Source organism: Embleya sp. NPDC127516, assembly GCF_044765325.1.
Taxonomy (GTDB): Bacteria; Actinomycetota; Actinomycetes; order Streptomycetales; family Streptomycetaceae; genus Embleya.
The window spans coordinates 1-12,739 of sequence record NZ_JBIWJT010000036.1 but is presented as its reverse complement, the minus strand read 5'-3'; the positions used below and the strand labels follow the sequence as shown (position 1 = coordinate 12,739).

Below are 12,739 nucleotides of genomic sequence, written 5' to 3'. Positions count from 1 at the left end.
CATCACCAAACAGGTATGCGTCCCCGTCGGGTTCGCACCATCGGACCGGTACGGGAGCCTGCGTGGACCTGCTCGACGGACGCCTCAAGTTCCGCCATCTGACCCTGATCACGGCGATCGCCGAGCACGGGGGAGTCAGCCGGGCCGCCGAGGCACTGCACCTGACCCAGCCCGCCGCGACCCGCACCCTGCGCGAGTTGGAGACGATGGTCGGCGTCCCGTTGTTCGAGCGGGGCCCGCACGGGATGAGCCCCACGCTGTACGGCGACGCGCTGGTGGCCCACGCGCGGGTGATCCTGGCCGAGGTGCGCCGGGCGGGCGACCACATCGCGAGCCTGCGCGAGGGGCAGACCGGTACGGTCACCGTCGGCACGCTGCTCGCGGGCACCAGCGTGCTGCTGCCGCGCGCGGTCTCCGCGCTCAAGCGGGACCGGCCCGGGATCACCGTGATCGTCCGCGAGGCCACCTACGACGTGCTGTACCCGCAACTGCTCGCGGGCGAGATCGACGTGGTGATCGGTCGGCTCGGCCGGGCCGCGGACGCCGGTCGGGTACGGCAGAGCGCGCTGTATCGCGAGCCGATCCGGCTGGTGGTGCGGCAGGGCCACCCGCTCCTGGACAGCGCGCGCGCTCTCGCCGACACGATCGCGCATCCGTGGATCCTGCCGCTCGAACAGACCGCGTTGCGCAGCGAGTTGGCCCAGTTGTTCGTGCGCAGCGGACTGCCGCTGCCGGCCGACCGGGTGGAGTGCACCTCGATCCTGACCATCCGGGCGCTGCTGCTGGCCACCGACATGATCGCCGCGCTGCCCGAGCTCGTGGTCACCGGCGACGAGCGGCTCGCGGTGTTGCCGGTGCCGCTGGAATCGGTGCGCCGCACGGTGGGCACGACGCTGATCGCGGACCGCACGCCGACGCCGGCGGTGGGTGCGTTCCTGGCCTGTATCGGCGAACAGGCCGTCGCGTTGCGGGCCGCGCTCGGCGACGAGGCGGCGCTCGACCCGGACTGAGCACGCCCGACCCCCGGCCGCGGGGCCACGAACCGCGGCGCTTCGGTACGGTTCGGTCGATTCCCGGATATTCCCCGTCGCAACGGGTAGCCGGCACCCCGATCCGGGTGCGACAGTTCCTGCAACGCGTCAAGGGTTTCCCGAGCCCCGTGCCGGCCACCTACCGGATCGCGCCGCGCGTGTCCATGGTGCTCGACCCCCTCGCGGGGTATGCAGCCTCCCCCCACGATCGGGGGGCTTGTCGGATCGTCCCTCGGGCGGTTGATCAATAGCGTCGAGATGGCGCCAAGCCACCGCGCTCACCCGACCACCCCTCACCCAGAACCGGGACGCCCCATGACCTTGACCGCACCAATCCTGGATAAGCCGGATATATCGCAAGAGCGTCGGGGTAGTGACTTCGCACCGCTGCTCGCCGAGCTGAAGACGGCGGGGCTGCTGGAGCGGCGCACCGCCTGGTACGCCCGGATGATCGGCCTGAACCTGCTCCTGCTGCTCGGCTCCTGGGCCGCGGTGCTCTGGGTCGGCGACTCCTGGTGGCAGCTCGCCCTGGCGATCCCGGTCGCGCTGTTCACCACCCGGGCGTCCTTCGTCGGCCACGACGCCGGTCACCAGCAGATCGCCCGCAAGGCGCGCACCCACCGCGTGCTCTCGCTGCTGCACGGCAACCTGCTGATGGGGATGAGCTGCGGCTGGTGGAACGCCAAGCACAACAAGCACCACGCCAACCCGAACCACCTGGAGAAGGACCCGGACGTCTCGGTCGGCGTGCTGGTCTGGGACGCCGACCAGACCGCCGGCCGCACCGGCCTGATGGGCTGGCTGACCCGGCACCAGGCCCGGCTGTTCTTCCCGCTGCTGCTGCTCGAAGGGCTCAACCTCAAGGTCAACGGCCTGATGGCGCTCAAGGAGCGCACCCCGCGCGAGCGCCTGGTCGAGGGCTCGGTCCTGGCCGTGCACTACGCCCTGTACTTCTCCGTACTGCTGATCGCGATGTCGCCGGTGAAGGCGCTGGTCTTCGTGTTCGTCACGCACGCGCTGCTCGGTCTGCATCTGGGCATGGCGTTCGCGCCCAACCACAAGGGCATGCCGACGCCCGAGCCGGGCGTGAAGTGGGACCACCTGCGGCGCCAGGTGCTGACCTCGCGCAACGTCACGGGTGGACCGGTCACCGACTGGATGCTCGGCGGCCTGAACTACCAGATCGAGCACCACCTGGTGCCGAACATGCCGCGCGTCAACCTGCGCCGGGCGCAGCCGATCGTGCGCGCGCACTGCGACCGGCTCGGGGTGCCGTACCTGGAGACGAGCCTGGTGCGGTCCTATCGGCAGGCGCTGGGTCACATGCACGGCGTGGGCGCGTCGCTGCGCGCCGAGCACGCCGGGTAGGCCGGCCGCGGCGGGATGCCGCGGGCGAAGGCCCGCGGCAAGGTGCGCGGAAACGGTGCGCGGAAACGATTGATGTGTTGTACATCTATCCCTAGGGTGGGGCCGACCATCCCCTTCCCCACCCAGGAGCGCCGTCCCGTGGCCGGTCCCGCCCCCACTCCGCAGGACCCACGGCAACGCTTCCTGGTACCGGTCCTGGGCGCGTGCGGCATCGTCGCCGCGCTCATGCAGACCGTGGTGGTACCGCTGCTCCCGGATCTGCCCGCGCTGACCGGCAGCTCGGCGTCGACGGTCAGCTGGACGCTGACCGCGACCCTGCTCAGCGGCGCGGTGTGCACGCCGCTGCTGGGCCGGGCCGGCGACATGTTCGGCAAGAAGCGCATGCTCGTCGTGGCGATGAGCGTGCTCTCGATCGGCTCACTCATGTGCGCGCTCACCTCCGACATCGGCGTCCTGATCGTCGGCCGCACCCTTCAGGGCATGGCCACCGCGGTCGTGCCGCTGGGGATCAGCATCCTGCGCGACGAGCTGCCGCCGGCCAAGGTGGGCGGCGGCGTGGCGATGATGAGCTCGACGCTGGGCATCGGCGCGGCCATCGGGCTCCCGCCGGCCGGTCTGGTCGTCGATCACGCCGACTGGCACGCGCTGTTCTGGGGAGCCACCGCGCTGGCCCTGCTGGTCCTGGTGTCCATCGTGCTGGTCGTGCGCGAGTCGCCGGTGCGCAACCCCGGCCGATTCGACGTGATCGGCTCGCTCGGCCTGGCCGCGTTCCTGGTCTGCCTGCTGCTCGCGGTGTCCAAGGGCACCGCGTGGGGCTGGACGAGCACCCGCACGCTGGGCCTGCTCGGCGCGGCCGTGCTGATCCTGCTCGCGTGGGGCGCGCACCAGTGGCGGGTGAGCACCCCGCTGGTGGACCTGCGGGTGACCGCGCGGCCGGCCGTGCTGCTGCCCAACATCGCCGCGCTGTTCATCGGCTTCTCGTTCTACGCCAACAGCCTGTCCACCGCCCAACTCGTGCAGACGCCCAAGGACAGCGGCTACGGGCTGGGCGTGTCGGTCGCGGTCGGCGGCCTGTGCCTGCTGCCCGGCGGGGTGATGATGGTCGCGCTCTCGCCGATCTCCACCCGGCTCACCGCCACCCGAGGGCCCAGGTTCTGCCTCGGCGTCGGCGCCATCCTGCTCGGCCTGGGCTACGTGGTGCGGATCTTCACCAGCCACGAGTTGTGGACCATCATCCTCGGCGCGACCGTGGTCGCCTCCGGCACCGCGATGTGCTATTCAGCGCTGCCGATGCTGGTCATCCGGGCCATCCCCGCCGCGCAGACGGCCGCCGCCAACGGCATCAACGCGCTGATGCGCACCATCGGCCAGGCCCTGTGCAGTGCGGTGGTGGCGGCCGTGCTCACGTCGTACACGATCGACGTCGGCGGCCTCGTGCTGCCCGCCCTGCACGCTTACATGGTCGTCTTCGTGATCGCCGGCGTGGTGGCCTGCTGCGCGCTCGTCGCGTGCCTGTGCATCCCCGAGCCCACCGGCCAGACGGCCGCGGCCATTCCGCCGCAGCCGTCGAGCTCCGCTCAGGAGAGCAAGCCTTGGTCGGCCGCCCCTAGCCCAGACCCAACCGGTCGAACATGATCAGCCCGTCCTCGAACACGGTCAGGTCGAGCACCTTCGCGTCCTTCGCCTGGATCGCCGCGGTGAACGCCTGCTCGTAGGCGAACATCGGTACGTCCTTGGCCAGTTCCTGTTGCACCAGCGCGTACGCGGCGCGCCGGCCCGGCGCGTCGGTGCCCGCCCGGGCCCGATCCAGCGCCTGGTCCACCGCCGGGTTCTTCCACTGCATGTGGTTGTCCTGGCCCTTGGAGTGCAGGAAGTTGTACAACACCGGCTCCGGGTCGTCGAAGGACAACACGAACTCACCCGCGTCGAACTGCCGCTGGATCTGCACCTTCTGCAGGTATTGGGTGCCCTCCAGGAACTCGGTCTTCATGGAGATGTTCTTCATCTCGGCGAGTTGCGCCAGCCAGTACTCGGCGGTCACGTGCGAGCCGGGACTGTTGTACGTGCTGTAGGTGAAGGACAGCGGCTTGCCCTCGGCCGCGAGCGCGTCCAGGAGCCGCTGTGCCTCGGCCCGGTTGTTCGCCGGCATCGGCGCGTCCGGCGCGGCGAAGTCCGAACCCGGGCGCAGGAACGTGCTCAGCGGCTTCCCGGCGTTGTCGGTGACCACCTTCGCGCGCTGGGTCGGATCCATGATCAGCGCGAACGCGCGGCGTGCGCGGGGATCGTCGAACGGCGGCCGACTGGTGTTGAACAGCGTCATGAACCCGCCGCTCTTGGCCTCGGTCAGCACCGGCAGGCCCGCCTTGCGGGCGTCCCCCATCAGCTTGGCCTGGGCCGTGGTCAGCACCTGGGCCTGGTTGGCGCTCAACATGGCCAGCCGCTGCGTCTGGTCGACCACCGGCTTGAGGGTCAACTCCTTCAGCGGCGGCCGTCCGCCCACCTGCCAGTACTTGGGGTTGCGCTCCAGGACCATCTGCTGGTCGCGCACCCAGCTCTTGAGGCGGTACGGCCCGGCGCCCACCGGCTTGGCGCCGAAGCCCTTCGGGTCGGCCTTGATCGCGGTGGGCGAGCCGATGAACGCGAGGTTGTGCGCGATCACCTTGTCGAAGTGCGCGTTCGGCGCCGGCAGCGTGACCTTGAGGGTCCGGCTGTCGGCGACGGATATGCCGAGCCCGGCGACCACGCGCGCCTGCATCGACTTGTTCGCCGGATCGGCGTGCCGCTCCCAGTTGAACCGGACCGCCTCGGCGTCCAGCGCGGTGCCGTCGGAGAACTTCAGATCCGGCCGCAGACGCAGCGTCCAGACCCGGCCGTCCTCGGCCGCGGTCGCGCTCTCGGCGAGCTGGGGTTGGGCCCGCCCGGTCTTGGGATCGATCCACAGCAGTACGTCGAACACGGCCGCGGCCTGGGTCCCACCGGTGATCTGGGACAGGCTCGCCACGGTCGGGTCCAGGCTGCGCGCCTCCTGGGTGACCAGGACGGTCATCGCGGCACGCGACGAGCCGCCGGTGCCCGATGATTGCGAGCCGCAGGCGGCGGTGGTCAGGGTCAGCCCGGTCAACGCGGCGAACAGGGCCGCCTGCCGGGGGAGCACGGATCGCACGGTGGTCGCTCCTCGCACGGGCCCATCCCGGGTCGGGCGGACCCTGGGTCTCCATGGGTGCTGCGTCTCGACGAGCAATGGGGATCAACCTAGGGTCACTCCTGACTCACCGTCAACAACCGTTCCATGCAGAGTGATCGCCCCGGGGCGGTGGGTGATCGACGCGGAGCCTGCGGGCCGGTCGGGTGATTCATGCGATTTCCGTGGTAAATCGGGCATAGGACGCTGTGTTTGTCGGCCCTCGACGGACACGGCGTCCAAGCCCGAGACCCCCGAACGCAACGCACGCCAGGAGACCGCATGACGACCGCCGCACTGTCGCCGGAACTGCTCGCCGAGCTGCGCCGCCCGCGCGCGTACCCCGCGGTGTCCTTGACGCTGCCCACGCACCGGCACCGCCCGGAGAACCAGCAGGACCACATTCGGCTGCGGAACGTACTGGCCGAGGCGGAGAAGCGGCTCTCGGCGGATCCGGAGGTCGGTCGGGAGGCGCGGATCAAGACCGTGGACCGCCTCAAGGCCGCGGCGGCCGAACTGGATCCCGAGCACTTCCTGGACGGCCTGGTGCTGTACGCGTCGGCCGAGGAGCACTACGCGTTCACCGTGGAGGCGCCGGTGAGCGAGCGGGTGATCCTGGCGACCACCTACCTCACCCGCAACCTGGTGTCCGCGGCCGAGCGGCTCACCCCGTACTGGGCGCTGGTGCTCAGCGAGCACGAGGTAAGGCTGTGGCACGGCCGGGGCGACGGGGTGCACGAGATCCGCGACGGCGGCTTCCCGGTCACCTCGGGCGGCCCCGAGCGGGACGGACCGCCCACCCGCGAAGGCGGCGGCATGGGGGTGAGCGAGGACTTCCGGCGGCTGTTGAACGAGGCCGACGAGCAGTTGGCGCGCGCGCTGGCCGGGCGCCCGGGCAAGGTCGTCGTGGTCGGACTGCGGCCGCAGGTCAAGGCGTTCCGTGAGGGCACCCGTAACGGCGCGCACCTGGCCGGGACCGAGTTGGAGGTCGGCGGCGTCGTGGAGGCCACTCCCGCGCAATTCGCCGAGATCCTCGCGCCGGCACGGGCCGCGCTGGCGGCCGAGGCGACCGCGGCGGCGCTGCGCGGGTTGGACGACGCGCGCAGCGCCAAGCGGTACGCCGGCGGCATCCAGGAGACGTGGGCGCCGGCCCGGGCCGGCCGCGGCGCCCTCCTCGTGGTCGAGGAGGGGCTGCGGGTGACCGGGCGCCTGGTCACCGTCGACAGCACCGGGGAGATCGCGCTTCAGGTGCTGACCGGACCGCACGCCGAGGATGCGGTACTGGCCGGCCGGGCCGAGGACGACATCGTGGACACCGTGGTCGAGGCGGTGTTGGAGGCGGACGGCGAAGTGGTCTTCGTACCCGACGACACCCTGAAGGAGGCCGGCGGCATCGCGCTGGCGCTGCGCTACTGAGCCGCGCCGGCGGGCGGACGACCGGCGGGCCCGGAACGTGACGAGTGCGGCGGCACCCGGAGGGGGCGCCGCCGCACTCGTGTGACACGTGTCATGGTGGGGGTGGGGCGGCGATCAGTGCAGATCGCGTTCCAGCGCCTCGAGATCGTCCTCGTACGCGGTGCTGGTCTCGAATCGGTAGATGATGCTGCGCGGATCCGCGTCGTCGAACGGCGCGTCCAGCCACTCGCCCGGTTCGGTCGGCTCGATCGCCGACACCCACAGGGTGGAATCGCCGGGTTCGAGGCCGAGTTCATCGGCGCGCTGGGCGATCTCGTCCGGGTCGTAGACGTCGAACAACACCGCGACCGCGCTCGACGCGCTGTCCGTGCCGGTGTCGCGCGGGGACGTCGGCGGTTCGGCGTCGCCGGCCTCGGCGTCGGCCCGGCGGGCGTGGTCGACGAGCGTGATCAGGTCCTTGATCGCATAGTCCCGGCGGATCAGCACGGTGACCGCCTCCGGGTTGGTCGGACCCTCGTACTCGGCTTCCTCGCTGCTGCCGGGCACCTCGAACGGGGTGACCTCGTCATAGGCGTCGTACAACAGCTCGTCGTACGCCTCGGCGGCGGCGGCGAGCGCGTCGTACGCGGCGAACACGGCCGGGTCGCTCTCGCCCTGGCGGGCTTCGACGGCGGCCAAATGGTCGTCGATCGCCGATTTGAGAACGTCCGCGGCGGCACGGACCTGCTCTGGCGTGGGCTCTGCGACACCGGTCATGGGCTGACGTTATCCGCAAGAGCCCCACGCGCGCACAATGGTTCACTGATGGCGGAGTCGGAGAGTCACCAAAAGGCCGGTCACCGCGCCTCGGCGCGGCCGCCGGGGAATGGAAACATGGCGGACTACGAGTTTCGGCAACTGGACATTCCGCGCGGCACGTCCCGCACCGACGCGTGCCGGATCCTGACCGAGCATGCGGAGTACGGGTATTGGGAGCTGGATCGGTTGCTCCTGCGCGGCGACGGGAGTCGCCGGGTGGTGCTGCGGCGCCGCATCATCCGGCAGGTGCGCACCATGTGACGGATCGTCACAAAAAAGAGGACTGCCCGCCCCTGTCCTCCCAGGGGCGAGCGGTCCTCGGGTCGTGCGTCGCGTCCGTCGTGCTCAGTCCTGCACGGGGCGCGAACGGCGGTAGAGCACGAAGCCGCCGAGCAGCAGCGCGGCGCCGATCGGGGCCACCACCAGTGCGTCCGAACCGGTCTGCGCGAGCGAGCCGCCGTTGTTCGTGGACCCGCCGGTGCCGCCGCCGCTGGTGCCGGTGGTGTCGCCACCGGTCGTACCGCCCGTGACCCCACCCGTCGTGCCACCGCTGGTGCCACTGGTGGTCGGCGGCTTCGTCGTCGGCGGCTTGGTGGTCGGCGGCTTGGTGGTCGGGGGCTTCGTGGTGGGCGGCTTCGTCGTCGGCGGCTTCGTGCACGGGGGGCACGAGGTCGGCGGCTTGGTGGTCGGGGGCTTCGTCGTCGGCGGGTGCGTGGCGGGCGGGTTGTGCGACCCGTTGACGCAGTTGTTGCCGAACGCCGGGTTCAGCGCGCCGACCACGTTCACCGTGTTCCCGCACACATTCACCGGGACGTGGATCGGGACCTGGATGTTGTTGCCCGACGCCACGCCGGGTGAGCCGGCCGCCGCACCCTGGGCTCCACTGCTGGCGCCGGCCACGCCGACCGCCGCGGACGCGAGTGCGCCCGTGGTGGCGACGACGACCAACAACCCCTTCTTGGCGAGCTGGTGCATGTAAGTACCCCTGTGTCTCTCTCGCGAGGGGCGGGGGATGTTGACCCCGCACGGACGTCAACGAGAGCCGACGCAGGAGGTCACCGGGGCTGGGTCGATTCGCTCGTACGGCTGAGTTTCGGGATCCTCCGGAACCGGATTCCGATCGTTTTTGATCGCTCCGATTCCCAGGCGGGCGCTTGGTCGACCGATGGCGACCGCGCTTCGGGATACGGGAACATCGGTGCGAAAGCACCGTCGCGGGCCCGCCGGCGGTCGCCGCGCGGCCTCGTGGGGAGCGCCGGGGTCGGCCCGGGTGATCCCGATGAGGACCTGCGCGGTCCCGGCGCGGACCGCCCCGTCCGGCCCGCTGCCCGCGGGCGGTCGTACCCGCACGGACCACACAGCGGGACGGCCCCGAGACCGCGTGGGTCTCGGGGCCGTCCGCACGCCAACGAGCGTGTGGGCCTGGATCAGGCGTTGATGCAGGTGTTGCCGAACGCGGGGTTGAGCACACCGATGATGTCGACGGTGTTGCCGCACAGGTTGATCGGGATGTGGATCGGAACCTGGAGGTTGTTGCCCGAGAGCACACCGGGGGAGCCGACGGCCGCACCCTCCGCCTCGGAGTTCGCCATGGCGCCACTGGCGCCGGCGAGCACAAGACCACCGCCGGCCGCGACGATGAACGCGACCTTGCCCATCTTCTTCATAATTCTTCCGTCCTCCTTGTCGACACCACGACGCGCTTGCGCGCCGCACAAGGGGAAACGACGGGATCGGGCGGAGGCTACGCGCGAGCCGAGGTATTCACTCGATCGGGCCCGAACCCGGTGAACGCCCGGGCTCCGGGACCAACCGGCGTGCGGCCGGGGTGCCGGGAGCCATCCCGGGCCCGACCGCACGCCGTTCGCTCACGCGTTGTCGAGGAAGTGATCCAGCACCCGCACGCCGAACTTGAGCCCGTCCACCGGGACCCGCTCGTCGACACCGTGGAACATGCCCGCGAAGTCGAGGTCGGCCGGCAGCTTCAGCGGCGCGAACCCGAAGCAGCGGATACCCAGATCGGCGAAGGACTTGGCGTCGGTGCCGCCGGACAGGCAGTACGGCACCGCGCGCGCGGCCGGGTCGTGCGCGCGTAGCGCGGCCGACATCGCCTCGACGAGCGCGCCGTCGAATCCGGTCTCCAGGGCCTGGTCGGTGTGCACCGTCTCGCGGCGCACCCGCGGGCCCAGCACCGCGTCCAACTCGGCGTGGAACTCGTCCTCGAAGCCCGGCAGGAACCGGCCGTCCAGGTGCGCGGTGGCCTGCCCGGGGATCACGTTGACCTTGTATCCCGCGTTCAGCATGGTCGGCTGCGCGGTGTTGCGGATGGTCGCGCCGATGATGCTCGCGATCGGGCCCAGCCGCTCGATGGTGGACTCGATGTCGTCCGGGTCGAGTTCGATGCCCAGCGCGTCCGAGATCTCGTCCAGGAACGCGCGCACGGTCTTGGTGACCCGGATCGGGAACTTGTGGCGACCCACTCGGGCGACGGCCTCGGCCAGTTCGGTGATCGCGTTGTCCTTGGCGATCATCGAACCGTGGCCGGCGGTGCCGTCCACGATCAGCCGCATCCAGTCCATGCCCTTCTGGGCGGTCTCGACCAGGTACAGGCGCAGATCGTCGTTGACCGTGAAGGAGAAGCCGCCGACCTCGCCGATACCCTCGGTGACCCCCTCGAACAGGTCGGCGTGGTTGTTCACCAGGTGCCGTGCGCCGAACACGCCGCCGGCCTCCTCGTCGGCCACGAACGCGAGCACGATGTCGCGCGAGGGCAGCCGGCCGGTGCGGACCCGGTCGCGCAGCACCGCGAGCACCATCGCGTCCATGTCCTTCATGTCGACCGCGCCGCGGCCCCACACGCAGCCGTCCTCGACCTCGCCAGCGAACGGGTCGTAGGTCCAGTCCGCGGCGTTGGCGGGCACCACGTCGAGGTGACCGTGGATCAGCAGCCCCGGCCGGGAGCGGTCGGTGCCCTCGATCCGCACGATGGTGCTGGCCCGCCCGCGCTCGGATTCGTAGATCTTCGGTTCGAGGCCGACCTCGGCGAGCTTCTCGGCGACGTACTCCGCGGCGGCGCGTTCTCCCGGACCCGAGCCGTCACCGTAGTTGCTCGTGTCGATCCGAATCAGATCGCGGCACAGGTCGACGACCTCGTTCTCCGCGGTGGTGGTGGGCTGGGGACGGACAGCCTCCGTCATGACGGGCTCCTCGGGAAAGGCGGAACGGCACGTGTGTACGGGTGTACCACCATCCTGCACCCGTACGCGGGGTCGGCATGGACCCGGGCGGTGTTCTGACGACCAGTCAGTTGAATGGGACGGCCGAGCGGGTCGCGCACGGGGCGGCGACAGCGTGGCGACAGGGCGGCGAAGGAGCCGCGACGGGCCGTCGACGAGGCGGCGAAGCAGCCGCGGCAGGGGCGGCGGCGAGGACCTCCGCGGAACGTAGGGAGATGCCTCTGACCGGGTGGATCGAGCCGCTGCTACCTTCCGGATCAGGATGAACAAGCAGACCAAAACGGCGAGTCGGACCATCGGGAGGGACGTCACATGAACGGCACCGCGTGGGGCCTGACCGGTCCCGAATTCCTCAAGCTCTACGGCGGGATCCTGGCCGGCCTGTTCGTCCTGGCGATCGTGCTGCGGATCGTGATGGCGTGGGCGGTCCGCGGCCAGGCGAGCCGGGCACCGCTGGGCGCGTACGACGCCGCCTACCTCGCGGGCGGGCCGATGCGGGTCGCCGACACCGCGCTGGCGTCGCTGATCACCGAGGGATACGTACACGTCCAGCGCGCCGGCAGGGTCACCGTCGCCACCGGATCACGGCCGGCGGAGCCGGTCGCGGCGGCCGTGATGGACTGCCTGCGCACCACCCGGGGCACCCGATTCGCGCTGCTGCGGGCCTGGTCGCGCAGCAGCATGATGGCGCAGATCGAGGGCAGCCTGGTCGAGCGCGGGCTCGCGCACTCCCCGTTGGCCCGTCGGATCGGCAAGATGCCGGCGCGGCTGATGCTCGTGCTCGCGCTGGTCGGCATCGCCCGCTTCGTCAACGGCCTGGCGCACAGCAGGCCGGTCGTATTCCTGGTCCCGCTGTTGGTGCTCACCTTCGTCCTCGCGGGCCTGACGAGTGCTCCCTTGCGAGCCACCGGGGCGGGCCGCAGGGCACTGCGCGAGTTGACCACGCAGCTGCGGGCGGACCGGCGCTCCGGTGCCCTGGTCGGCTCCGGCGCGTTGGTGGGCCTGTTCGCGGTCGCCTGCCTGGGCATGGCCGCGCACCCGGACCCGGAGGCCCGGACCGCGCTGGTGGCCTACGGCGGCAGCAGCGGCGGCGGCGGAGGTGGTGGCGACGGCGGCGGCAGTGGCTGTGGTGGCGGCAGCAGTTGCGGTGGCGGCGGGGGTTGTGGCGGCGGCGGGGGCTGCGGAGGCTGACCTCCCGACGGGGAGCGGGAGCGGGGGTGTGGCGAGCGGATCGGCCTTCGGGCCGATCCGCTTTCGCGTTGTGCCGTCGTCGTGTTGTCCCGCCACACACGCAGGACAGGCACATACGCGGTTCCCACCGACGATCGGGAAGAGCCGCGCCCGAAAAGGAGTTCTACGATTCGCCGTTCCTTCCCGGTGCGGGCAACCACCCACCGTGCTGCCCGAGTCGGGCGGAATCAGGCGCCGACGGTCACGTTGCACCATCCGGGTGCGCGGCCGTTTGTGGCTCGGGTGCGAGGGGAGCGGCGCCCATACACGGTGCGACCCCTGCTCGGTCCGATCCCGCGTCACCCGGTGGCGCCGCACCTCGGCGCGGCTCGGAACCGCCGGTTGCCCGGGCCGTGGCCGCGCGGCGCGCCCGTGGTGCGGCACAGGACTGGAGGGAGTCTGCGTTGAGTGTGATCGAGGTTGCCCCGACTCGGATCGACCCGGTGCGTTGGCCCGATGTGGCCGAGGTGCCGAGGCGG

Annotated in this window: 11 protein-coding genes; 6 read left to right on the top strand and 5 right to left on the bottom strand. The window is 71.1% G+C overall.

Annotated elements, in window-relative coordinates:
* Positions 1 to 62 precede the first annotated feature (62 nt).
* From ACIRL2_RS42685 to ACIRL2_RS42675, 3 genes are all read left to right on the top strand, one after another.
* A complete protein-coding gene (locus tag ACIRL2_RS42685) occupies positions 63 to 1,010 on the top strand; it encodes a LysR substrate-binding domain-containing protein (protein WP_395868905.1) in 948 nt (315 codons plus the stop codon).
* A gap of 336 nt (positions 1,011 to 1,346) precedes the next feature.
* Positions 1,347 to 2,399, top strand: coding sequence for a fatty acid desaturase family protein (locus ACIRL2_RS42680; protein ID WP_395868903.1), 1,053 nt, complete (start codon positions 1,347 to 1,349; stop codon positions 2,397 to 2,399).
* Positions 2,400 to 2,471: 72 nt separating this feature from the next.
* On the top strand, positions 2,472 to 4,034 hold the full coding sequence (locus ACIRL2_RS42675; protein WP_402239877.1) for an MFS transporter: 1,563 nt from the start codon (positions 2,472 to 2,474) through the stop codon (positions 4,032 to 4,034).
* On the opposite strand, the gene ACIRL2_RS42670 is transcribed toward ACIRL2_RS42675, so the two are convergent.
* Entirely contained in the window at positions 4,006 to 5,562 is a 1,557-nt protein-coding gene (locus ACIRL2_RS42670) for an ABC transporter substrate-binding protein (RefSeq protein WP_395868899.1), read from the bottom strand. The genes ACIRL2_RS42675 and ACIRL2_RS42670 overlap by 29 nt on opposite strands.
* Before the next feature lie 300 nt (positions 5,563 to 5,862).
* On the opposite strand from ACIRL2_RS42670, the gene ACIRL2_RS42665 reads away from it, so the two are divergent.
* Positions 5,863 to 6,996: a chemotaxis protein gene (locus tag ACIRL2_RS42665; protein WP_395868897.1), complete on the top strand. Its 1,134-nt coding sequence runs from the start codon at positions 5,863 to 5,865 to the stop codon at positions 6,994 to 6,996.
* 114 nt (positions 6,997 to 7,110) lie between these two features.
* On the opposite strand, the gene ACIRL2_RS42660 is transcribed toward ACIRL2_RS42665, so the two are convergent.
* Positions 7,111 to 7,752: a hypothetical protein gene (locus tag ACIRL2_RS42660; RefSeq protein WP_402239872.1), complete on the bottom strand. Its 642-nt coding sequence runs from the start codon at positions 7,750 to 7,752 to the stop codon at positions 7,111 to 7,113.
* A gap of 117 nt (positions 7,753 to 7,869) precedes the next feature.
* Between ACIRL2_RS42660 and ACIRL2_RS42655 the strand changes: the two genes are divergently transcribed.
* Positions 7,870 to 8,055 carry a DUF5703 family protein gene (locus ACIRL2_RS42655; RefSeq protein WP_395868893.1) on the top strand — a complete coding sequence of 62 codons (186 nt, stop codon included), beginning with the start codon at positions 7,870 to 7,872 and terminating at the stop codon, positions 8,053 to 8,055.
* An 84-nt stretch (positions 8,056 to 8,139) separates the two neighbouring features.
* On the opposite strand, the gene ACIRL2_RS42650 is transcribed toward ACIRL2_RS42655, so the two are convergent.
* The 3 genes from ACIRL2_RS42650 to ACIRL2_RS42640 all read right to left on the bottom strand — a co-directional run bounded on the left by ACIRL2_RS42650 (position 8,140) and on the right by ACIRL2_RS42640 (position 10,991).
* The gene (locus ACIRL2_RS42650; protein ID WP_395868892.1) at positions 8,140 to 8,769 is read right to left on the bottom strand and encodes a chaplin; all 630 of its coding nucleotides are present in this window, start codon (positions 8,767 to 8,769) and stop codon (positions 8,140 to 8,142) included.
* Positions 8,770 to 9,221: 452 nt separating this feature from the next.
* Positions 9,222 to 9,461 (bottom strand): chaplin, encoded by a 240-nt coding sequence (locus ACIRL2_RS42645; protein WP_395868891.1) that lies wholly within the window; start codon positions 9,459 to 9,461, stop codon positions 9,222 to 9,224.
* 201 nt (positions 9,462 to 9,662) lie between these two features.
* Complete coding sequence (locus ACIRL2_RS42640) at positions 9,663 to 10,991, bottom strand: M20/M25/M40 family metallo-hydrolase (protein WP_395868889.1); 1,329 nt, start codon at positions 10,989 to 10,991, stop codon at positions 9,663 to 9,665.
* 351 nt (positions 10,992 to 11,342) lie between these two features.
* Here ACIRL2_RS42640 and ACIRL2_RS42635 point away from each other — a divergent pair, with 351 nt between their 5' ends.
* Positions 11,343 to 12,221 (top strand): TIGR04222 domain-containing membrane protein, encoded by an 879-nt coding sequence (locus ACIRL2_RS42635; protein WP_402239867.1) that lies wholly within the window; start codon positions 11,343 to 11,345, stop codon positions 12,219 to 12,221.
* Positions 12,222 to 12,739 lie beyond the last annotated feature (518 nt).

Bases quoted from the DNA above. Each gene is read 5' to 3' on its own strand.
- ACIRL2_RS42655 (WP_395868893.1), top strand. From the start codon at position 7,870: ATGGCGGACTACGAGTTTCGGCAACTGGACATTCCGCGCGGCACGTCC.
- ACIRL2_RS42640 (WP_395868889.1), bottom strand. From the start codon at position 10,991: ATGACGGAGGCTGTCCGTCCCCAGCCCACCACCACCGCGGAGAACGAG.
- ACIRL2_RS42680 (WP_395868903.1), top strand. From the start codon at position 1,347: ATGACCTTGACCGCACCAATCCTGGATAAGCCGGATATATCGCAAGAG.
- ACIRL2_RS42665 (WP_395868897.1), top strand. From the start codon at position 5,863: ATGACGACCGCCGCACTGTCGCCGGAACTGCTCGCCGAGCTGCGCCGC.
- ACIRL2_RS42650 (WP_395868892.1), bottom strand. From the start codon at position 8,769: ATGCACCAGCTCGCCAAGAAGGGGTTGTTGGTCGTCGTCGCCACCACG.
- ACIRL2_RS42635 (WP_402239867.1), top strand. From the start codon at position 11,343: ATGAACGGCACCGCGTGGGGCCTGACCGGTCCCGAATTCCTCAAGCTC.
- ACIRL2_RS42675 (WP_402239877.1), top strand. From the start codon at position 2,472: ATGTGTTGTACATCTATCCCTAGGGTGGGGCCGACCATCCCCTTCCCC.
- ACIRL2_RS42660 (WP_402239872.1), bottom strand. From the start codon at position 7,752: ATGACCGGTGTCGCAGAGCCCACGCCAGAGCAGGTCCGTGCCGCCGCG.
- ACIRL2_RS42645 (WP_395868891.1), bottom strand. From the start codon at position 9,461: ATGAAGAAGATGGGCAAGGTCGCGTTCATCGTCGCGGCCGGCGGTGGT.